The following is a 21,632-nucleotide window of genomic DNA, read 5'->3' as shown; positions in this document are numbered from 1 at the left end:
ATGGGTAAGATTGCATTTCTATTCCCGGGCCAGGGATCACAGCATATCGGCATGGGGCGTGAGCTGTATGAGCAGGAGCCGAAAGCAAGACGGATTTTCGAAGAAGCGGATGAAACGCTGGAAACAAAGCTGAGCGCTCTTATGTTTGAAGGCGACGCCAAAGAACTGACCCTTACATACAATGCGCAGCCGAGCCTTTTAACGGCCAGCATAGCCGCGCTTGAAAAACTAAAAGAATACGGCATTGAAGCCGATTTTGCAGCGGGCCACAGCCTCGGCGAATATACCGCGCTCGTGGCTGCCGGGGCGATGTCGTTTAAAGACGCCGTATACACCGTGAGAAAACGCGGCGAGTTCATGAATGAAGCGGTTCCTGCCGGAGAAGGCGCGATGGCCGCGGTTCTCGGCATGGATGGAGAGGCGTTAAAAAAAGTGACGGATCAGGTGTCTGAAGATGGCCACCTCGTCCAGCTCGCCAACTTGAACTGCCCGGGGCAAATCGTCATTTCGGGTACGGCCAAAGGGGTCGAACTTGCGTCAGAACTCGCCAAGGAAAACGGCGCGAAGCGCGCGATTCCTCTCGAAGTCAGCGGACCGTTTCATTCGGAGCTGATGAAGCCCGCCGCTGAAAAGCTGCGCGAAGTACTTGACGCATGCAGCATTAAAAATGCGTCAATCCCTGTTATTTCAAATGTGACCGCAGACGTGATAACGGACAAGGACGAGATCAAACAGAAGCTGATTGAACAGCTCTATTCACCGGTCCGCTTTGAAGAATCGATCAGCAGGCTGATCGACGAAGGCGTCACAACGTTCATCGAAATCGGGCCGGGCAAGGTATTGTCAGGGCTTGTCAAAAAAGTGAACCGCAGAGTCAAAACGATTGCCGTATCTGACCCTGATACGATTGAACTCGCTGTTCAGACATTGAAGGAGGAAAACGAAAATGCTTGAGAATAAAACAGCCGTTGTTACCGGTGCTTCAAGGGGAATCGGCCGTGCGATCGCGCTGGATCTTGCGAAAAACGGCGCGAACGTCGTCGTCAATTACGCGGGAAATGAAGCGAAGGCGAACGAAGTTGTCGATGAAATCAAGGCGCTCGGCCGCGATGCGTTTGCAATCAAAGCTGACGTTTCCAATGCCGACGAAGTTCAGGCAATGATGAAAGAGGCGCTTGAGCGTTTCGGTTCAATCGATATACTCGTCAACAATGCCGGCATCACGAAAGACAATTTGTTCATGAGAATGAAAGAAAATGAATGGGACGATGTCATTAACATAAACTTAAAAGGGGTATTCAACTGCTCCAAAGCTGTGACAAGACAGATGATGAAGCAGAGAAGCGGCCGGATCATCAATGTCGCCTCAGTTGTCGGCGTCGTCGGAAACGCCGGACAGGCGAACTATGTCGCGGCAAAATCTGGCGTCATCGGCCTGACGAAAACGCTGGCTAAAGAGCTTGCTTCTCGAAACATTACCGTAAATGCGATCGCTCCGGGTTTTATCTCAACGGAAATGACGGACAAGCTCACAAAAGACATCCAGGACGAAATGCTGAAACAGATTCCGCTTGCCCGCTTCGGTGAGCCTTCTGACATCAGCAGCGTCGTCGTCTTCCTTGCGTCTGACCAGTCGCGCTACATGACAGGCCAGACGCTGAATATCGACGGCGGAATGGTTATGCAGTAAAAATGTAATTATCTCTGGTTTTTTAAAAATGAATCAACTATAATACTTGAGGGGAGGTGAATAGCTATGGCAGACGCATTAGAGCGTGTAACAAAAATCATCGTAGACCGCCTTGGCGTAGATGAAGCTGACGTCACTCTCGAAGCTTCTTTTAAAGAGGATTTAGGCGCTGATTCCCTGGATGTAGTTGAACTTGTCATGGAACTTGAAGACGAGTTTGATATGGAGATTTCTGACGAAGATGCTGAAAAGATTGCAACAGTCGGTGACGCTGTGAACTACATAAATAGTAAGCAGTAAGCTAACTTAAAGTCCCGTTTAAAGACGGGGCTTTATCCCTTTATACATGCGGCTTTAGCTTAATGTTTTGCCGAACGAAAAACGAACCCTGCCTTTTTCTAACAGGAGGTCTAGGTGAACCTGATGTGCCCATATGGAGGTTGCTATGTCAAAACATTCACATTTCAGAGACAAAAAATTGTTTCAAAAGAAAGCGGAGCAGTTTAAAAAGTTTCAAGAACGGATTTCGGTTCAATTTCAGCACGAGAAGCTTTTATACCAGGCATTTACACATTCATCTTATGTGAATGAGCATCGGAAGAAGCCGTATGAAGATAATGAAAGGCTTGAATTTTTAGGAGACGCTGTTTTGGAACTGACGATTTCTCAATTTTTGTACGCCAAATACCCGGCGATGAGCGAAGGGGATTTGACGAAATTGAGAGCGGCGATCGTTTGCGAGCCTTCTTTGGTTTCTCTTGCCCATGAGCTGTCCTTCGGGGAGCTTGTCCTTCTCGGAAAAGGAGAGGAAATGACGGGCGGAAGAAAGCGGCCGGCGCTGTTGGCCGACGTGTTTGAAGCGTTTATCGGCGCGCTTTATCTTGATCAGGGGCTTGAAGCTGTCGTAGCTTTTCTGAAAGCGTACGTCTTCCCTAAAATCGACGATGGTGCTTTTTCTCATGTGATGGATTTTAAGAGCCAGCTACAGGAATTTGTACAGCGCGACGGACGCGGCACTTTGGAATACAGAATCCTTCAGGAAAAAGGTCCGGCGCACAACCGCGAATTTGAAGCAAACGTATCGCTAAAAGGAGAAGTGCTCGGGGTGGGAAGCGGCCGTTCCAAAAAAGAAGCTGAACAGCATGCCGCTCAGGAAGCACTTGCAAAGCTGCAAAAACACCATATGAAACAGTAAATCCCCCTTGCCAGCTTCCAGGGGGATTTCGATATGTTTACGCCTTTATCCAAAGGTATGATAGAATTGTAATACTTTAATACATAAGGAGGATCAGGATGTTCCTCAAACGTTTGGACGTAATAGGTTTTAAATCGTTTGCAGAACGAATTTCTGTAGATTTTGTTAAAGGTGTGACAGCCGTCGTTGGCCCGAATGGAAGCGGAAAAAGCAACATTACCGACGCGATCCGCTGGGTGCTCGGGGAACAGTCCGCCAAATCATTGCGCGGCGGCAAAATGGAAGACATCATTTTTGCCGGGAGCGACTCGCGGAAAAAGCTGAACCTCGCTGAGGTGACGCTGACGCTTGATAACGAAGACCACTTCCTTCCGATTGACTTTCACGAGGTCAGTGTAACGCGGAGGGTATACAGGTCCGGGGAAAGCGAATTTCTCATCAACAATCAGTCGTGCCGCCTGAAGGATATCATCGATCTCTTCATGGACTCCGGACTCGGAAAAGAAGCGTTTTCGATCATCAGCCAGGGGAAGGTCGAGGAAATCCTCAGCAGCAAAGCGGAAGAGCGGAGAAGCATCTTCGAAGAAGCGGCCGGCGTCTTAAAATATAAAACGAGAAAGAAAAAAGCCGAAAACAAGCTGTTTGAAACACAGGACAATTTGAACCGCGTGGAAGACATTCTCCATGAGCTTGAAAGTCAAGTCGAGCCGCTGAAGATGCAGGCATCGATTGCGAAAGACTACCTCGAAAAAAAGGACGAGCTCGAAAAGATAGAAATCGCGTTGACGGCGTATGACATTGAAGAGCTGCATCAAAAATGGGAGGCGCTCAAACAAAAGGTTGAAAAAGCGAAAGATGAAGAAATGGCCTCCTCGTCAGCCATCCAAGCAAAGGAAGCCAAAATCGAAGAGGCGAGGGATAAAATTCAGGCCCTCGACGAATCGGTCGATGAGCTTCAGCAGGTTCTCCTTTTGACAAGCGAAGAGCTTGAAAAGCTCGAAGGCAGAAAAGAAGTGCTGAAAGAGCGGAAAAAGAACGCGAGCCAAAACAGGGCGCAGCTTGAAGATACAATCGCCCAGCGCGGGGAAAAGGAAAACAGCCTGAAAGAAAAAATCGCCGCACAGAAGCTTGTGTTCGAAAAACTGCAGGCCGAAGCAAAGGGTCTCGCACAAGAGGTCAAGGAAAAAACGGCGGCGCTGTCGGTTTACAGCGAAAACGTAGAAGAAGAAATCGAACAGCTCAAAAGCGACTATTTCGAGCTCCTGAACGAACAGGCGTCTCTCCGAAACGAGCTGCAGCTTTTAGACGATCAATTGTCCCAATCGAAAGCCGCGCAAAAACGGCTGGCCGACAACAACGAAAAATATTTAAGCGAACGGCGCGATATCGCCGAGCAAAAAGCAAAAGCCGAACACGAATTCGGCCTTTTCGAGGAGCGTCTCGCACAGCAGATCAAGGCATACCGCGACGCGCAGAAAAACTATGAGCTGAAGAAAAACGAATACGAAAAGAAAGAATCGGCCCTTTACCAGGCGTATCAATATGTACAGCAGGCGCGCTCGAAAAAAGAGATGCTTGAAGCCATGCAGGAGGATTTTTCCGGATTTTATCAAGGCGTCAAAGAAGTGTTGAAAGCAAGAAGCGAGCTGCCGGGCATCCACGGTGCGATCGCTGAGCTCGTCAAGACGGATGAAAGGTATGAGACGGCGGTCGAAATCGCTTTGGGCGCTTCTGCGCAGCACGTCGTGACCGAAAACGAAGACGCGGCAAGACGGGCCATTCAATACTTGAAAAAGCATTCGTCAGGCCGGGCGACCTTTCTTCCGCTTTCCGTCATAAAAGAGCGCAGCATCCAGCCCCGCGACATCGAAGCTGCAAAAGAGCATCCGTCATTTATCGGGATCGCAAGCGAGCTCGTGTCGTTCGACCCTGGGTACAGGACGGTTGTGCAAAACCTGCTTGGCACCGTATTGATCACCGAGCACTTAAAAGGAGCCAACGAGCTTGCCAAACGGCTCGGCCACAGATACCGCATCGTCACGCTGGAAGGCGACGTCGTCAACCCGGGCGGATCGATGACCGGCGGGGCCGTCAAGAAGAAAAACAACTCTCTATTGGGCCGAAACCGGGAGCTTGAAACGGCGGCAGAGCGCCTAAAGGTAATGGAAGAAAAAACCGAAGCGCTCGAAGCCGAAGTGAAAAGCTTAAAACAAGCGATCCAAAAGCTTGAACGAGAGCTTCAATCGCTGCGCGAAGACGGCGAAGCCTTACGCGCCGAGCAGCAGGAGATCAAAGGGCGCCTCTATGAGCTTGAAATCGCCGAGAAAAACGTCAACAGCCATCTGGAGCTTTACGACGAGGAAAAATCGGCGCTCCTGAAAGAAGACGACGAAAAGAAACAAAGGAAGGCAGAGCTCGAAGAAAAGCTTTCCGCCATGTCCGAAAGCTTAAAAGCGCTCGACGGGAAAATCGAGAGCCTGACGGAAAGAAAGCAGACGCAGACTTCAACAAAGGAGGCGCTGCAAAGCGAGCTTACAGATCTGAAGGTCGTTCTCGCCAAAACCGAGCAATCATGCGCAAACGAACGGGAAAAGCTCGCAAGGCTTGAAGAGGAATTTGCCGAGAACGAAGAAGCGCTGAAGATTGCAAAAGAAGACCTGTCATTGTTGACAAATGAGATGTCGTCCAACTCAAGCGGCGAGGAAAAGCTTGAAGAAGCCGCGAAGAAGAAACTGAACGATAAAAACAAAACCGCCGAGCTCATCGCCTCAAGAAGGGAACAGCGGATGAAGCTGCAGCAGGGCCTTGAAACAGAAGAGCTCGAGCTGAAAGAAATGAAGCGCCAGTACAAACAAATGGCCGGCCTCCTGAAAGATGAAGAAGTCAAGCTTGGCCGCATGGAAGTGGAGCTTGACAACCTGCTGTCATTCCTGAGGGAGGAATACGGCCTCTCCTTTGAATGGGCGAAGGAAAAATATCCGCTTGAGCTCAGTCCCGAGGAAGCGAGAAAGCGCGTCAAGCTGATCAAGCTGGCGATCGAAGAGCTGGGGACCGTGAACCTCGGAAGCATTGAAGAATATGAAAGGGTCAATGAGCGCTACGTTTTCCTGACAGAGCAGAGAGACGATCTGCTTGAAGCGAAAAATACGCTCTTTCAGGTGATCGAGGAAATGGACGAGGAAATGACGAAGCGTTTTTCAGACACGTTTCAGCAAATCCGCTCCCATTTCGAGGACGTCTTCCGCGCGCTGTTCGGCGGCGGCAGAGCCGAACTGAAGCTGACCGATCCGAACGATCTGCTCCGGTCGGGCGTCGACATCATCGCTCAGCCTCCGGGGAAAAAACTGCAAAACTTAAGCCTTCTCTCCGGCGGAGAACGGGCCCTGACGGCGATCGCGCTCTTGTTTTCGATCCTAAAAGTGAGACCCGTCCCGTTCTGCGTGCTTGATGAGGTCGAGGCTGCGCTTGACGAAGCGAACGTGTTCCGCTTTGCGCAATATTTGAAAAAATACAGCCACGAAACACAGTTTATCGTCATTACGCACAGAAAGGGAACGATGGAAGAAGCCGACGTTCTCTACGGCGTAACAATGCAGGAATCAGGCGTTTCCAAGCTTGTCTCCGTCAAGCTTGAAGACACGAAAGAATTAGTTCAATAAAGCGAGGTTACCAGTCATGAGCTTTTTTAAAAAACTGAAAGAAAAAATCACGAAGCAAACAGACTCAGTCTCAGGAAAGTTTAAAGAAGGGCTCGCCAAAACGAGAAACTCATTTCAGGAGCGGGTCAACGAGCTTGTCTCACGCTACCGGAAAGTCGATGAAGACTTTTTCGAAGAGCTTGAAGAAGTGCTGATCGGAGCAGACGTCGGCGTGTCAACGGTGATGGAGCTGATCGATGAGCTCAAGACCGAGGTCAAACGAAGAAATATCCAGGATCCGAAAGAGGTGCGGTCCGTTATTTCCGAAAAGCTAGTCGACATTTATGAAGGCGGGGAGCAGGAAGCTTCAGAGCTCCGCGTAGAAGACGGCCGCTTGAACATCATCCTGTTTGTCGGGGTCAACGGCGTCGGCAAAACGACGACGATCGGCAAGCTCGCCCACAAGTTTGTCAAAGAAGGCAAAAACGTTGTTCTCGCAGCAGGAGACACGTTCCGCGCCGGTGCGATCGACCAGCTTGAAGTATGGGGAGAGCGGGTCGGCGCCCACGTCGTCAAGCAGGCCGAAGGCTCAGATCCGGCAGCCGTCATCTATGATGCCGTTCAAGCCGCCAAAGCGCGCGGCGCCGATGTTCTGCTGTGCGACACGGCAGGACGTCTGCAAAACAAGGTGAACTTGATGAAGGAGCTTGAAAAAGTAAAGCGGGTCATCCAGCGCGAGGTTCCTGACGCGCCTCATGAAGTGCTGCTCGTTCTGGACGCCACGACAGGCCAAAACGCGATGACGCAGGCGAAGGAATTTTCCAAGGCAACCGATGTATCGGGCATTGTTCTGACAAAGCTCGACGGAACGGCAAAAGGAGGAATCGTCCTCGCCATCCGCCACGAGCTGAAGATTCCCGTCAAGCTTGTCGGCCTCGGCGAAAAAATGGACGATCTGCAGCCGTTTGAAGCCGAATCCTACGTATACGGCCTGTTTTCCGATCTGATTGAAAAAGAAGAAGAATAGCCCGCGAAAACCCCTGTACGAAAGGGGTTTTCTTTTTAACAAACGCTGCAGGACATCATGACAAGATAAAATCTTGACAGATGAAAAAAATCAGCGTAAACTAATGTATCGTAAAGGGATTTGACTTAACAAGGGGGAGAGTCTCATGACGCTTGAAAAAACAACGCGAATGAATTACCTGTTTGATTTCTATCAGTCGTTGTTGACATCAAAACAAAAAAGCTACATGTCGCTTTACTATTTAGACGATTTCTCCCTCGGCGAAATAGCTGAAGAATATCATGTCTCAAGACAGGCGGTCTATGACAACATCAAGCGGACCGAGGCCATGCTTGAGCAATATGAAGAAAAGCTACTTTTGTTTAAAAAATTTCAAGAGCGCAAAAAGATTTTTGAGAAGCTGAGAGAGCTGACTGCCGGTCAGCCAGAAGCGTCCTCGCTCATCGACGCGCTTGAGAAATTAGATTAGGAGGCGGCACTGAAAAATGGCATTCGAAGGATTAGCCGACCGACTGCAGCAAACGATTTCTAAAATCCGCGGAAAAGGAAAAGTAACCGAACAAGACGTCAAAGAAATGATGCGCGAAGTCCGTTTGGCGCTCCTTGAAGCGGACGTCAACTTTAAAGTCGTCAAAGATTTTGTGAAAAAGGTAAGCGAACGGGCCGTCGGACAAGATGTCATGAAAAGCCTGACGCCCGGACAGCAGGTCATTAAAGTCGTCAAAGAGGAGCTGACGGAGCTGATGGGCGGCGAAGAAAGCAAGATCGCCGCGGCAAAGCGCCCGCCAACTGTCATCATGATGGTCGGTCTGCAAGGGGCCGGTAAAACGACGACGACAGGAAAGCTTGCCAACCTGCTTCGCAAAAAACATAACCGCAACCCGCTGCTCGTGGCAGCGGATATATACCGCCCGGCTGCGATCAAGCAGCTGGAAACGCTCGGCAAACAGCTCGATATGCCGGTGTTCTCGCTCGGAGACCAGGTCAGCCCTGTTGACATTGCCAAACAGGCAATCGAAAAGGCGAAAGAAGACCACCACGACTATGTGATCATCGATACGGCGGGACGCCTTCACATTGATGAAGAGCTGATGGATGAGCTGGAAAAGGTAAAAGAAACGGCTCAGCCGGAAGAAATCTTCCTTGTCGTCGATTCCATGACGGGTCAAGATGCGGTAAACGTCGCCAAAAGCTTTAATGAACAGCTTGGCGTGACAGGCGTCATCCTTACAAAGCTTGACGGCGATACGAGGGGCGGAGCGGCATTGTCGATCCGCGCCGTGACGAACACGCCGATCAAATTTGCCGGAATGGGCGAAAAGCTTGATGCCCTTGAACCGTTCCATCCCGAGCGGATGGCTTCGCGGATTCTCGGAATGGGCGATGTGCTCACCCTGATCGAAAAAGCCCAGGCCAACGTCGATCAAGAAAAGGCGAAAGAGCTCGAGCAGAAAATGAAAAATATGAGCTTCACCCTTGACGACTTTTTGGAACAGCTCGGGCAAGTCCGCAACATGGGACCGCTTGAAGAGCTGATTCAAATGATGCCTGGCGCAGGCAAAATGAAAGGCTTAAAAAACGTAAAGGTTGACGAAAAACAGCTCAGCCACGTCGAAGCGATCATCAAGTCCATGACGGGGAAAGAAAAAGAGCAGCCGGAGATCATCAATGCCAGCAGACGCAAGCGGATTGCCAAAGGAAGCGGGACATCCGTCCAGGAAGTCAACCGTCTGCTAAAGCAATTTGATGAAATGAAAAAAATGATGAAGCAGATGACAAACATGACAAAAGGGAAGAAAAAAGGATTTAAGTTGCCCTTCATGTAATCTTGTTTTCAGATGATAAAACCGTTGTTAAGAAAAAACACTTTACAAACACTTTTATCATTGTTAATATACTATCTTGTTGAAATATTTTCGGAGGTGCTAGTAAAATGGCAGTAAAAATTCGTTTAAAACGCATGGGAGCTAAAAAATCTCCTTTCTATCGTATCGTTGTAGCAGATTCTCGTTCGCCGCGTGACGGCCGTTTCATCGAAACAGTCGGAACTTACAACCCGGTGGCAAAACCTGCGGAAGTGAAAATCGATGAAGAGCTTGCGCTGAAATGGCTTCAAACGGGAGCTAAACCGTCTGACACGGTTCGCAACCTTTTCTCAAAAGAAGGCATTATGGAAAAATTCCACAACGCTAAACAAAGCAAGTAATGAGTGATCTGCACTTGGAAGAACTGATTGTATCTTTGGTCAAACCGCTTGTGGATCACCCGGATGACATACAGGTATCCAAAGAGGAAAGCGAACGGCGGATCGTCTTTCGCCTTTCCGTCAACAAAGAGGATACCGGCAAAATCATCGGCAAAAAAGGGCGGACTGCAAGAGCGATACGTTCTGTCGTATTTGCGGCCGGCGCACAGTCTTCTAAGAAAGTTCAACTAGAGATCGCAGACTAAGGGGAGAGGGTGAAAACCTCCCCCTTTTTTATCATGTGGGAAACATCAAAACAGATGACAAATTCCGCGTCAGTCGGCCATGCCACGCCGCCGGATAACAGGGAAGAAAAATCACGGGGACAGTAGGTGATGATGCCATGCAAATTATCCAACGTGTTACCGTTATGCAGGTTTTAACCGAAAACAGCAAAAAAAAGCTGCTGGCTTCTTTTGAAGAAAGAAAAGAAACCCTTGAGCGCGAATGCAACCAGCTTTATTTTCAGCTGAGAAAGCACGAAAAAGAACACCACAATCCGGCGGCAACCGAATCGTTCAAAAAAGAAATCGAAAAACGCCAGGATAAAATCAAAATCATCGATTTTCAAATCAATCAGATCCACACGCTCCCGCTGGGCAGCGAAGTGAAAGAAAAAGAGATTGATGCTTTAATGGAGATCGAAGTCGGTGACAATTGGCATGATATGACAGAGGGTAAAACAATCGTGATTAAAGACGGAATTGTCATTGAAATTCGTCCGAGGTGAAGAAATGCAGAAACAATGGTTTAATGTAGGGAAAATTGTCAATACTCATGGGGTAAAAGGTGAAGTCCGCGTAATTTCGAAAACCGACTTTCCCGAAGAACGGTACAAGCCGGGAAATACGCTCTATTTGTTCATGGAGGGAAAAGAGCCTGTTCAGGTGACCGTCGGCTCTTACAGGCTTCACAAACAGTTTCATCTCTTGCAGTTCGAAGAGATCTCCACTTTGACTGAAGCCGAAACGTTAAAAAACGCCTTGATTAAAGTTCCCGAAGACCAATTAAGCCCATTGGCAGAAGACGAATATTATTTTCACGAAATCATCGGCTGTGACGTTTTCTCGGAAGAAGGAGATCTGATCGGCAAAGTAAAAGAAATTTTGACTCCCGGTGCTAACGATGTCTGGGTTGTCGGGCGCCAGGGGAAAAAAGACGCGCTCATCCCTTATATCGATGCCGTTGTCAAAGACATCAACGTCAAAGACAAAACGATCAAGATTCATATCATGGAAGGATTACTTGACGAATGAGAATTGATTTTTTAACGCTTTTTCCGGAGATGTTTGAAGGCGTGCTGGGCTCTTCCATTCTGCAAAAAGCCCAGGAAAAAAATGCCGTCGACTTTCACGTAGTGAACTTTCGCGCTTATTCCGACAATAAGCATCAAACCGTTGATGATTATCCGTACGGCGGTGGGGCGGGAATGGTGTTAAAACCGCAGCCCGTTTTTGATGCGGTCGAAAAGCTGACAGAAGAAGCAGGCAGATCTCCAAGAATCATCCTCGTGTGCCCCCAAGGCGAGCGCTATACACAGAAGAAGGCGGAAGAGCTGGCAAAAGAGGAGCATCTGCTGTTCATTTGCGGCCATTATGAAGGATATGATGAACGGATCAGAGAGCATCTCGCCACTGATGAGATTTCGATCGGGGACTTCGTCCTGACGGGCGGGGAGCTTCCTGCCATGATGATCGCCGACAGCGTTGTGAGACTTCTGCCGGGCGTGCTAGGCAAGGAAGAGTCGCACCTTGAAGACTCTTTCAGCACCGGGCTGCTCGAGCACCCTCACTACACGCGGCCGGCGGATTATAAAGGCATGAAGGTGCCGGAGGTTCTCACATCAGGAAACCATGCGAAGATTAAAGAGTGGAGGCGGAAAGAGTCTCTCAAACGGACGTTTCTAAGACGGCCCGATCTTCTCGAAGACTATCCTTTGTCAGACGAAGAAAGAAAATGGATTTCAGAGTGGGAAAACCGATAGATTCTATTGCATGGCGTGAAAAGGTATGATATGATACTACTTGTGACTCAAACGGGGGTTTCGTTTGAGTTTGAAAACGATGTTCCGCTGTGTGAGGTTATTCGCTCATGAGCATCTGTTGGAAGGAGTTGAAGACGATGCAAAAATTGATTGAAGAAATCACAAAAGAACAATTGCGCACTGACTTGCCTGCGTTCCGTCCTGGTGACACTCTTCGCGTACACGTGAAAGTCGTCGAGGGTAACCGCGAGCGTATTCAGGTATTCGAAGGTGTTGTGATTAAGCGTCGTGGTGGCGGAATCAGCGAAACTTTCACAGTTCGTAAGGTTTCTTACGGTGTCGGAGTTGAGCGTACATTCCCATTGCACACACCGAAAATCGCGAAAATCGAAGTTGTCCGCCATGGTAAAGTACGCCGTGCGAAACTTTATTACTTGCGCGAACTTCGTGGAAAAGCGGCTCGTATTAAAGAAATCAGACGATAATGATAGCGAACGAAAAGAGCTTGTTAACCATAACAAGCTCTTTTTTTGTAAAAGAAGTATAAAATCATTCTGCCTTTTAAAAGATAGCAGTAACAGAAGGAAGGTGTCCGTCATATGGTAATTCAATGGTTTCCCGGGCATATGGCCAAAGCGAGGCGGGAAGTAACGGAAAAGCTGAAACTAATCGACATCGTATATGAGCTGGTAGACGCCAGAATTCCGATGTCTTCGCGAAACCCGATGATCGAAGAGATCCTCAAGAATAAACCGCGAATCATGCTGCTCAATAAAGCGGATAAAGCCGATTCCGCGGTGACGAACCAATGGAAAAAGCACTTTGAAGCAGACGGGATTCCCTCGCTTGCGATTAACTCCGTTAACGGTCAAGGGTTAAATCAAATCCTGCCGGCTTCAAAAGAGCTGCTCAAAGAAAAATTTGATAAAATGAAAGCAAAAGGCGTAAAGCCGAGGGCGATTCGGGCATTGATCGTCGGCATTCCGAACGTCGGCAAGTCGACCTTGATCAACCGGCTCGCCAAAAAGAACATTGCGAAAACCGGCGACAGACCGGGGGTTACGACCGCACAGCAATGGGTGAAAGTCGGAAAAGAGCTTGAGCTTCTCGATACGCCGGGCATTTTATGGCCGAAGTTTGAGGACGAGCTCGTCGGATTAAAGCTGGCGGCAACTGGCGCCATAAAAGATTCGATCATCAATTTGCAGGATGTCGCGGTTTTCGCTTTGCGCTTTTTGGAAGAGCATTATCCCGACCGCTTAAAAAAGCGCTACGATTTAGCGGACATTCCGGAAGAGATCGCACGTTTGTTTGATGAGATCGGCAAAAAGCGCGGCTGTCTGATGGCAGGCGGAGAGATTAATTATGACAAAACGACAGAAGTGATCATCCGGGATATCCGCACCGAAAAATTCGGCCCGCTCTCTTTTGAGAAGCCTATAGACGATTAAGGCGCGCTTTTAAAGAGGCGGGTCTTTATTTTTGCCGGAGAAGCGCCGATAAGAAAAATAGGGGAGAAGAGAAAGTGAAACCACTAACCGTAAAAGAAATCAAAGAACATCTTCAATCGGTGAAAGAAGAGCACGACCCTTTTATCGAGCAGTGTAAAAAAGATGAGCGAAAAAGCGTTCAAGCCCTCGTCAGCGCATGGCTGAAGAAAAACGAAAAGCTCGCGGCCCTGCGGGAAGAGTGGTGGGTGATGACGTCTATGGAGCGGCGTTTAAGATCGGAGGGCTACCGTTATATCGCCGGAATAGATGAAGCCGGAAGAGGCCCTTTGGCAGGCCCTGTCGTGGCCGCTGCCGTCATCTTAAAAGACGACTGTGAAATACTCGGTTTGACGGATTCCAAAAAGCTGTCAAAACAAAAAAGGGAAGATTACTATTCTTACATTATGGAAGAAGCGGTTGCTGTCGGCGTCGGAATTTGCGATTCAGCCGTGATCGATGACGTGAATATTTACGAAGCGTCGAAGCTTGCGATGGTCAAAGCCGTTCAAGCGCTGCCCGCGGCTCCAGACTACCTTTTGCTGGACGCGATGTCGATTCCTTTGGAAACGAAGCAGTCCTCGATTATAAAAGGGGACGCCAAGAGCGCGTCGATCGCCGCCGGCGCCTGCATCGCCAAGGTGACGAGAGACAGGCTGATGGACGAATACGCAGAAAGCTATCCGATGTACGGTTTTGAAAAGCATAAAGGCTACGGGACGAAGGAACACCTCGAAGCCCTTGCCAAATACGGACCGTCACCGATTCACCGAAGATCGTTCGCCCCTGTTCAAGCCTATTTATAAATCATAAAAGGGAGCAGGATGCCGGTGATGCTGAACGACATACATAACAGCATGATAAAACAATTTGAAAAGTCGGATTCTATAAAGCAGATCATGGGGACGGAGACCGATCAGAAAAGGCTGATGCTCGGAAAGGTTCTCCGTTTCATCAGCGGACAGCTGGCCGAAATTCAGATCGGCAATTCGGTGCTGCAGGGAAAACTGGAAACGCCGCTTGCCGCAAATACATACTACTGGTTTTCTTATGAGAAGAAACCGGATGAACCGGCGGGCCGGCTTCAGGTCGTCGAGGCGTTTGACAAAAATCCGAAGACGATGCGGGATGCCGCTGTAAAGCTGTTAAACGGGCTCTCATTGAAACGTACGAATGAAGCCTTATTTCTGGTCGGAGCGATGCTGAAAGAACAGCAGCCCATCAAGGAAAACGACTTAAAAGCGGCCGTCAAATGGCTTGAAAATCTGCCGAAGCCAGAGGCCCGGAAAGGTGCGGATGCCGTCATGTTCGCGCTGAAGCGCGAGCTGCCGGTTCACCCCGGCGTGCTGGATTCGATTCTGGCCGTGAAAGATCCGGTTCCCCTGCACAAACAGATCGCAGAAACTTTTGAGATGATCAATAGGGAGCAGCAGCAGACGGCAAGTTTGGAAAAGCTGAAACAAGCGCTGCTGCCGATTTTGCAGGCGGAAACTGAGGTTCATGCCGAAAAGCTGATTCAGGTGCTGAAAGAACTCACCGCATCGGCCGGAAAGGACGCGAAGCAAACCGCCCAGCTCCTTCTGCAGGCGGATGCACCCGAACGAGGAACCCCCCAGCAGGTGCAGGCGGGACAGGAAAGAATGACGGTACAGCAGAGACCGCAGAGCTTTGAATCCGCAGCCGCGGAACGCCTGCTCGCAAAATTGGCCGCACAGGCCGAGCATAACGGGACAACCCTGGTCAAAGAAGCGGTAAACTGGGTGAAAGCGATCGAAGCCAAACAGCCTGTGATGCTTCGCGCCGGTCTGGGTGCACTGCCGGAAAACGAGATGGACGTACTGCGGAATATCATCAGGGAAACAGCGCCTTCATTGACGAATAAAGCGGATGCGCTCGCCTTCCTTTTCAAAGCGAAAGACCTTTTTGGCGTCAAAGATGAGCTGTCATTCATTAAAGCGCTCGACAGCGGAGCAACCTTGAAAGATGGGGGACTTCACTCATTAAAGCTGCTTTTGAACGAGATGAGGAATTCCCAGGACCTCCCGGCGCCTGTAAGACATGAAGCGGAGCAGATCTTTCACCGTTTAAACGGCCAGCTGTTTCTGCAGCAGGACAATGCCGCGCAAAGCCAGCTGTTTCTTTCGTATCCTTTGTTTTCAAAGAACGGGGTTCAGGATTTGACGGTTTTCTTAAAGGGGAAAAAGAAGGAGGACGGAAAAATCGATCCGTCCCAATGCCGCCTCATGTTTTATCTTCAGCTGGAGGGGTTGAAGGAGACGGTGGTCGATTGCTTTATCCAGCAAAACGTCATGACGGTTACGATCGAGACCGGCTTTGATTTGGAGCCGCTCATCGAGCCCCTGATTCCCGTCCTGAAAGAAAATGTGAAAGAGCTGGGCTACAGCCTGTCAAGCGTCACGGCGAAACAGCGCGAGAACATTGAAATCGCGCCGTTTTTGGAACGTCAGTTTGAACAGGTCACAGAAAGCGCCCTGGATGTGAAAGTATGAAGGAATCTTTATTAAGAAGGGCTGTCGCTCTTCACTATGATGAAATGAAAGACAAGGCGCCGAAAGTCGTTGCCAAAGGATCGGGTCTGACGGCCGAAAAGATCATTGAAGAAGCGAAAAAAGCGGGCGTTCCGATTCAGGAGGACCCGACGCTTGTCGAATTGATGCGCCATCTGGAGCTTGACGATCATATTCCTGAAGCGCTGTATGAAATCGTCGCCGAGATCTTTTCGTTCATCTATACGCTGGATGAAAAAGTGAAAATGAGGGAATGACCTTTGCGAAAAAGGCATTCCCTTTATTAATTTTTATATTTTCAATAAAATAAAAGTTTGAATGTTTAGAAGGATTTTGCGATTTCTTATTGAAACCTAGACAATCGATCTATGATTATATAAAATGAAAGCGCAGTCTATTTTTATTTTTGCTACATAAGTTAGGAGGATGGGAAATGAATATCCATGAGTACCAAGGGAAAGAGGTCCTCAGAAAATACGGGGTGACCGTTCCGGAAGGTAAAGTGGCATTTACAGCAGAAGAAGCGGTCAAAGCGGCAGAATCACTGTCGGGCCCGGTTTATGTCGTGAAAGCTCAAATTCACGCAGGCGGCCGCGGCAAAGCAGGAGGGGTAAAAATTGCAAAATCAACAGACGAAGTGAAAACCTATGCGGAAGAACTGCTGGGGAAAACGCTCGTCACTCATCAGACGGGTCCTGACGGCCGCGAAATAAAACGCTTACTTATTGAAGAAGGCTGCGATATTAAAAAGGAATATTACGTCGGGCTTGTTCTTGACAGGGCGACATCGCGCATCGTCCTGATGGCTTCTGAAGAAGGCGGAACGGAGATCGAGGAAGTCGCCGAAAAAACGCCGGAAAAAATCGTCAAAGAAGTCATTGATCCGGCTGTCGGACTGCAAAGCTATCAAGCGAAGAAAATCGCTTTTGCGATCAACATTCCCAAAGAGCTCGTCAACCAGGCCGTGAAATTCATGATGGGCCTGTACACTGCTTTTGTTGAAAAGGACTGCTCCATCGCCGAAATCAACCCGCTCGTCGTCACTGGAGACGGGAAGGTCATGGCGCTTGACGCAAAGCTCAATTTCGACAGCAATGCTTTATACAGGCAAAAAGACATATTGGAATACAGGGATCTTGATGAAGAAGATCCGAAGGAAATTGAAGCATCAAAATACGATTTAAGCTATATTTCGCTCGACGGAAACATCGGATGCATGGTCAACGGAGCGGGGCTTGCGATGTCGACCATGGACATCATCAAACACTATGGAGGGGAACCGGCCAACTTTCTTGACGTAGGAGGCGGCGCAACAGCCGAAAAGGTAACGGAAGCTTTCAAAATCATCTTGTCTGACCAAAATGTCAAAGGGATCTTCGTCAACATTTTCGGCGGCATCATGAAGTGCGACGTCATTGCCGAAGGCGTTGTAGAAGCGACAAAACAAGTCGGCTTGACATTGCCGCTTGTCGTTCGATTGGAAGGAACAAACGTGGATCTCGGCAAGAAGATCCTCGATGAGTCTGGACTCAATATCACGTCTGCGGAATCGATGGCTGACGGCGCGCAGAAAATCGTATCCTTAGTGAAGTAAGAAAGGCAGGGGGACCAAAATGAGTGTATTTATTAATAAAGACACAAAAGTCATTGTTCAAGGGATAACAGGTTCAACCGCTTTGTTTCATACAAAGCAGATGCTCGAATACGGAACAAAAATCGTCGGCGGTGTGACGCCGGGCAAAGGCGGAACAGAGGTTGAAGGGGTGCCTGTGTTCAATACGGTGGAAGACGCGGTAAACGAAACGGGAGCGACCGCATCTGTCATTTATGTCCCGGCGCCATTTGCCGCAGACGCGATTATGGAAGCGGTTGACGCTGAGCTTGAGCTCGTCATCTGCATCACCGAGCATATTCCGGTGCTTGACATGGTAAAAGTGAAACGATTTATGGAAGGCAAGAAAACAAGGCTGATCGGGCCGAACTGTCCGGGAGTCATCACGCCTGAGGAATGCAAAATCGGCATCATGCCGGGATACATTCATAAAAAAGGCCATGTCGGAGTCGTGTCGCGGTCTGGAACGCTTACATATGAAGCGGTTCATCAGCTGTCAGAAGCCGGAATCGGCCAGTCGACGGCAGTCGGAATCGGCGGAGACCCTGTGAACGGCACGAACTTCATCGATGTGCTGAAAGCATTTAATGAAGATCCTGAGACACATGCGGTGATCATGATCGGGGAAATCGGCGGAACAGCCGAAGAAGAAGCGGCAGAATGGGTCAAAGCAAACATGACTAAACCTGTCGTCGGCTTTATCGGCGGAAAAACGGCGCCTCCCGGAAAGCGGATGGGCCATGCCGGCGCCATCATTTCTGGAGGAAAAGGCACGGCTGACGAAAAGATTAAAACGATGAATGCTTGCGGAATCGAAGTCGCGGAAACACCTTCAGTCATGGGTGAAACGCTGATTAAGGTCCTGAAGGAAAAAGGACTTTACGAAACCTGCAAGACACACTGATTTATCGTCCCTTAGCGGGAATAGTCCGAACGGTCTATTCCTGCTTTTTTATCATGGAGATTTCGTACGATACTTTATAATGGAGGTTTTCGAATGAATGACAAGTGCGGGCTTTTAATATTGCTTCGCCTGTACAGCAACCTTTCCCCTTCCCTCTTGTTTAAATGGTGGAAGGAAGACCCGTCCTTATCGCTTGCGGAAGATAAGAACCACTCTCTAAAAAAGCTGTCATCGAAAAGCATAAACGTCGGCGCCATCCGAAAGCTGGCCGAAAAAGAGCTTCCGAATGTTAAGCAGATCATCGCAAGCTACCGCGAAAACGGAATAAGCGTAATTGCGATTTCGTCCCCTGAATATCCACCTCTGCTGAAAACGATCCACGACCCGCCTCCCGTTCTTTTTCTCAAAGGAAACAAAACCCTTCTTTATGAAAAAAGGCTCATCGGCATTGTGGGAACCCGAAATCCTTCACAGTACGGCGAAAATGCGGCTTCCTACTTTGCCAGAGCGCTCAGCAAAAAGGAATGGACAATCGTCAGCGGGCTTGCCAAAGGGATCGACGGTCACGCCCATCGGGAGACAATCCGTTCAAAAGGAAGAACGATCGGCATCATCGCCGGCGGATTCAACTGCATATATCCTCGTGAAAACCGTCTGCTTGCCCAACAGATGGCCGAAAGCCATCTTCTGGTGTCAGAGCACCTACCCGATACAAAACCCCAAAAATGGCACTTTCCGCAGCGAAATCGGCTGATCAGCGGCTTAACAGAAGGAATCGTCGTCATTCAGGGCAAGGAAAAAAGCGGCTCGCTCATCACCGCCTACCAGGCGCTCGAACAAGGCAGGGAAGTATTTGCGGTGCCTGGTTCAATATTTGACGAAAATTCAAAAGGACCGGCCGGGCTGATCCAGGAAGGAGCAAAACTCGTCTCAAGCGTAGACGATATTCTCGGTGAGCTTCCGGCATTTCAGGCCCGTTATACGGAATCCGTTTAGAATTATCGTTTGACAAACCGTATATGAATATTTAATAATAGTGAGGATTTCAAGTTTAAACGCTTTAATCAGCGTTCATCATATAAAAGGAAATAAATCAGACGTTTTTAATCAACATCATCACTATATAAACGGCGATTATGATGAATACAATAAAAAGGCTAAATTGATAAGAGAGAGAACACCTCTTGAGGGGGATAATGTGATGTCCGAATACTTAGTCATCGTGGAATCGCCTGCAAAGGCGAAAACGATTGAACGATACTTAGGAAAAAAATACAAAGTAAAAGCATCGATGGGGCATGTCAGAGATCTGCCGAAAAGCCAAATGGGAGTTGACATCGAGCGGAACTTTGAACCAAAATACATTACGATCCGCGGGAAAGGACCGGTTCTGAAGGATTTAAAAACGGCGGCGAAAAAAGCGAAAAAAGTATATCTCGCAGCCGACCCCGACAGGGAAGGGGAAGCCATCGCATGGCACCTTGCCCACAGTCTGGATTTAGATTTAAATTCAGACTGCCGCGTCGTATTTAACGAAATTACAAAAGACGCGATCAAAGATTCGTTTAAGCATCCGCGCATGATCAACATGGATCTCGTAGATGCCCAGCAGGCGCGAAGGGTGCTTGACCGCCTCGTCGGTTATAAAATCAGTCCGATTTTATGGAAAAAAGTCAAAAAAGGGTTAAGCGCGGGACGCGTGCAATCTGTTGCGCTCCGCCTGATCATTGACCGCGAAAAAGAAATCAACGAGTTCAAACCCGAGGAATACTGGACGATTGAAGGCACGTTCCTGAAAGGAAAAGAAGCCTTTGAAGCCAGCTTCTTCGGCATCCGCGGCGAGAAGCATCCATTAAAAAGCGAAGACGATGTCAAACAGATCCTTTCACAGATCAAAGGAAACAAATTTGATGTCAAAAAGGTAACGAAAAAAGAGCGCAAACGAAATCCGGCTCTGCCGTTTACAACGTCAACATTGCAGCAGGAAGCCGCGCGCAAATTAAATTTCCGGGCGAAGAAAACGATGATGATCGCCCAGCAGTTATATGAGGGAATCGATCTTGGAAAAGAAGGAACGGTCGGGCTCATTACGTATATGAGAACGGATTCAACCCGCATCTCAAACACGGCCCAGGAAGAAGCCGCCGCTTTTATCGGCGAAAACTACGGAAAAGAATTTTTGGGCAGCAAACGAAAGCCCGCCAAAAAGAATGAAAACGCCCAGGATGCCCACGAAGCGATCAGGCCGACTTCAGTGTTCAGGAAGCCCTCAGAGCTGAAAGCCGTGCTGGGCAGAGACCAGCTTAGACTTTACAAGCTGATTTGGGAACGCTTCGTTGCGAGCCAAATGGCGCCGGCCACATTGGATACGATGAGCGTCGACCTTGAAAACAACGGATTGACGTTCCGGGCGAACGGAAGTAAAGTCAAATTTTCCGGTTTTATGAAAGTGTATGTTGAAGGAAAAGACGACCAGATGGAGGAAAAGAACAAGATGCTCCCTGACCTGGCAGAAGGGGATACGGTTCTTTCCAAGGACATCGAACCTGAACAGCACTTCACCCAGCCGCCTCCGCGCTATACGGAAGCAAGGCTCGTCAAAACGCTTGAAGAGCTGGGCATCGGGCGCCCGTCCACGTACGCTCCTACGCTTGACACGATTCAAAAGCGGGGATATGTCGCGCTTGATAATAAACGCTTTGTGCCGACGGAACTCGGCGGTATCGTCCTTGATCTCATTATGGAGTTTTTCCCTGAAATCATTAACGTCGAGTTTACGGCGAAGATGGAAAAAGAACTTGATGACGTTGAAGACGGAAACATCGAGTGGGTGCAGATCATCGATTCTTTTTATAAGGATTTTGAAAAGCGCGTGAAAAAAGCGGAAGCCGAGATGCAGGAAGTCGAAATCGAACCCGAGTATGCCGGCGTCGACTGCGAAGAATGCGGCCATCCGATGGTATACAAAATGGGCCGTTACGGAAAATTTATGGCTTGCTCCAATTTTCCCGACTGCCGCAATACGAAGCCGATCGTCAAAGAAATCGGCGTCAAATGCCCGTCCTGCAAAATCGGCAACATCGTCGAACGCAAATCGAAAAAGCGCCGCATCTTTTACGGCTGCGACCGTTACCCTGAATGCGAATTCGTATCATGGGATAAACCCCTTGAGCGCAAATGTCCGAAATGCGGGGACATGCTCGTCGAGAAAAAGCTCAAAAAAGGCGTTCAGGTGCAATGCGTGGGCTGCGATTATAAGGAAGAACAACAAAAGTAGCGGTGAGCAGGGCTTTGCTCACCTTCTTTGTTGTGTTAAAAGAAC

General features: G+C 48.9%; 22 protein-coding genes. All 22 read left to right on the top strand.

The genetic code is table 11. The annotated features are described in order from the left end of the window. The 22 genes from fabD (at position 1) to topA (ending at position 21,587) form a co-directional block, all read left to right on the top strand. Positions 1 to 954, top strand: a complete 954-nt coding sequence (gene fabD, locus NSQ39_RS11010) for an ACP S-malonyltransferase (RefSeq protein ID WP_175076205.1) — start codon at positions 1 to 3, stop codon at positions 952 to 954. Beyond that, positions 947 to 1,690 (top strand): 3-oxoacyl-[acyl-carrier-protein] reductase, encoded by a 744-nt coding sequence (gene fabG, locus NSQ39_RS11005; RefSeq protein ID WP_175076206.1) that lies wholly within the window; start codon positions 947 to 949, stop codon positions 1,688 to 1,690. The genes fabD and fabG overlap by 8 nt, the downstream gene beginning before the upstream one ends. A 66-nt stretch (positions 1,691 to 1,756) precedes the next feature. After that, complete coding sequence (acpP, locus tag NSQ39_RS11000; protein ID WP_003181706.1) at positions 1,757 to 1,990, top strand: acyl carrier protein; 234 nt, start codon at positions 1,757 to 1,759, stop codon at positions 1,988 to 1,990. A gap of 145 nt (positions 1,991 to 2,135) precedes the next feature. Further along, positions 2,136 to 2,885, top strand: a complete 750-nt coding sequence (gene rnc, locus NSQ39_RS10995) for a ribonuclease III (protein WP_046128989.1) — start codon at positions 2,136 to 2,138, stop codon at positions 2,883 to 2,885. A gap of 98 nt (positions 2,886 to 2,983) precedes the next feature. After that, positions 2,984 to 6,544, top strand: coding sequence for a chromosome segregation protein SMC (gene smc, locus NSQ39_RS10990; protein ID WP_341014857.1), 3,561 nt, complete (start codon positions 2,984 to 2,986; stop codon positions 6,542 to 6,544). 16 nt (positions 6,545 to 6,560) lie between these two features. Beyond that, positions 6,561 to 7,550 (top strand): signal recognition particle-docking protein FtsY, encoded by a 990-nt coding sequence (gene ftsY, locus NSQ39_RS10985; protein WP_341014853.1) that lies wholly within the window; start codon positions 6,561 to 6,563, stop codon positions 7,548 to 7,550. A gap of 145 nt (positions 7,551 to 7,695) precedes the next feature. After that, complete coding sequence (locus NSQ39_RS10980; RefSeq protein WP_341014850.1) at positions 7,696 to 8,019, top strand: putative DNA-binding protein; 324 nt, start codon at positions 7,696 to 7,698, stop codon at positions 8,017 to 8,019. 16 nt (positions 8,020 to 8,035) lie between these two features. Beyond that, a complete protein-coding gene (ffh, locus tag NSQ39_RS10975) occupies positions 8,036 to 9,376 on the top strand; it encodes a signal recognition particle protein (RefSeq protein WP_046128985.1) in 1,341 nt (446 codons plus the stop codon). 107 nt (positions 9,377 to 9,483) lie between these two features. Continuing rightward, positions 9,484 to 9,756 carry a 30S ribosomal protein S16 gene (gene rpsP / locus NSQ39_RS10970; protein WP_006638197.1) on the top strand — a complete coding sequence of 91 codons (273 nt, stop codon included), beginning with the start codon at positions 9,484 to 9,486 and terminating at the stop codon, positions 9,754 to 9,756. Further along, a complete protein-coding gene (locus tag NSQ39_RS10965; RefSeq protein ID WP_046128984.1) occupies positions 9,756 to 10,001 on the top strand; it encodes a KH domain-containing protein in 246 nt (81 codons plus the stop codon). The genes rpsP and NSQ39_RS10965 overlap by 1 nt, the downstream gene beginning before the upstream one ends. A gap of 137 nt (positions 10,002 to 10,138) precedes the next feature. Continuing rightward, complete coding sequence (locus tag NSQ39_RS10960; RefSeq protein ID WP_046128983.1) at positions 10,139 to 10,525, top strand: YlqD family protein; 387 nt, start codon at positions 10,139 to 10,141, stop codon at positions 10,523 to 10,525. A 4-nt stretch (positions 10,526 to 10,529) separates the two neighbouring features. Further along, positions 10,530 to 11,051 (top strand): ribosome maturation factor RimM, encoded by a 522-nt coding sequence (gene rimM / locus NSQ39_RS10955; protein ID WP_175076208.1) that lies wholly within the window; start codon positions 10,530 to 10,532, stop codon positions 11,049 to 11,051. Beyond that, complete coding sequence (gene trmD / locus NSQ39_RS10950) at positions 11,048 to 11,779, top strand: tRNA (guanosine(37)-N1)-methyltransferase TrmD (RefSeq protein WP_046128981.1); 732 nt, start codon at positions 11,048 to 11,050, stop codon at positions 11,777 to 11,779. The genes rimM and trmD overlap by 4 nt, the downstream gene beginning before the upstream one ends. A gap of 137 nt (positions 11,780 to 11,916) precedes the next feature. Further along, positions 11,917 to 12,264 carry a 50S ribosomal protein L19 gene (gene rplS, locus NSQ39_RS10945; RefSeq protein WP_046128980.1) on the top strand — a complete coding sequence of 116 codons (348 nt, stop codon included), beginning with the start codon at positions 11,917 to 11,919 and terminating at the stop codon, positions 12,262 to 12,264. Positions 12,265 to 12,378: 114 nt separating this feature from the next. Next, positions 12,379 to 13,230, top strand: a complete 852-nt coding sequence (gene ylqF / locus NSQ39_RS10940) for a ribosome biogenesis GTPase YlqF (protein ID WP_046128979.1) — start codon at positions 12,379 to 12,381, stop codon at positions 13,228 to 13,230. 74 nt (positions 13,231 to 13,304) lie between these two features. After that, positions 13,305 to 14,072 (top strand): ribonuclease HII, encoded by a 768-nt coding sequence (locus NSQ39_RS10935; protein WP_175076209.1) that lies wholly within the window; start codon positions 13,305 to 13,307, stop codon positions 14,070 to 14,072. A 51-nt stretch (positions 14,073 to 14,123) separates the two neighbouring features. Beyond that, on the top strand, positions 14,124 to 15,776 hold the full coding sequence (locus NSQ39_RS10930) for a hypothetical protein (RefSeq protein WP_445662412.1): 1,653 nt from the start codon (positions 14,124 to 14,126) through the stop codon (positions 15,774 to 15,776). Further along, the gene (locus NSQ39_RS10925) at positions 15,773 to 16,051 is read left to right on the top strand and encodes a FlhB-like flagellar biosynthesis protein (protein WP_046128976.1); all 279 of its coding nucleotides are present in this window, start codon (positions 15,773 to 15,775) and stop codon (positions 16,049 to 16,051) included. The genes NSQ39_RS10930 and NSQ39_RS10925 overlap by 4 nt, the downstream gene beginning before the upstream one ends. Before the next feature lie 176 nt (positions 16,052 to 16,227). Next, complete coding sequence (gene sucC, locus NSQ39_RS10920; RefSeq protein WP_175076211.1) at positions 16,228 to 17,388, top strand: ADP-forming succinate--CoA ligase subunit beta; 1,161 nt, start codon at positions 16,228 to 16,230, stop codon at positions 17,386 to 17,388. Between the two features lie 19 nt (positions 17,389 to 17,407). Continuing rightward, positions 17,408 to 18,310: a succinate--CoA ligase subunit alpha gene (gene sucD, locus NSQ39_RS10915; RefSeq protein ID WP_175076212.1), complete on the top strand. Its 903-nt coding sequence runs from the start codon at positions 17,408 to 17,410 to the stop codon at positions 18,308 to 18,310. 93 nt (positions 18,311 to 18,403) lie between these two features. After that, complete coding sequence (gene dprA, locus NSQ39_RS10910; RefSeq protein WP_046128973.1) at positions 18,404 to 19,306, top strand: DNA-processing protein DprA; 903 nt, start codon at positions 18,404 to 18,406, stop codon at positions 19,304 to 19,306. Between the two features lie 205 nt (positions 19,307 to 19,511). Further along, positions 19,512 to 21,587, top strand: a complete 2,076-nt coding sequence (topA, locus tag NSQ39_RS10905; protein ID WP_175076213.1) for a type I DNA topoisomerase — start codon at positions 19,512 to 19,514, stop codon at positions 21,585 to 21,587. Positions 21,588 to 21,632 lie beyond the last annotated feature (45 nt).

This window comes from Bacillus sp. FSL W8-0848, assembly GCF_038007805.1.
Taxonomy (GTDB): domain Bacteria; phylum Bacillota; class Bacilli; order Bacillales; family Bacillaceae; genus Bacillus; species Bacillus glycinifermentans.
The sequence above is the reverse complement of the archived record's forward strand: the minus strand, read 5'-3'. Positions and strand labels throughout refer to the sequence as shown.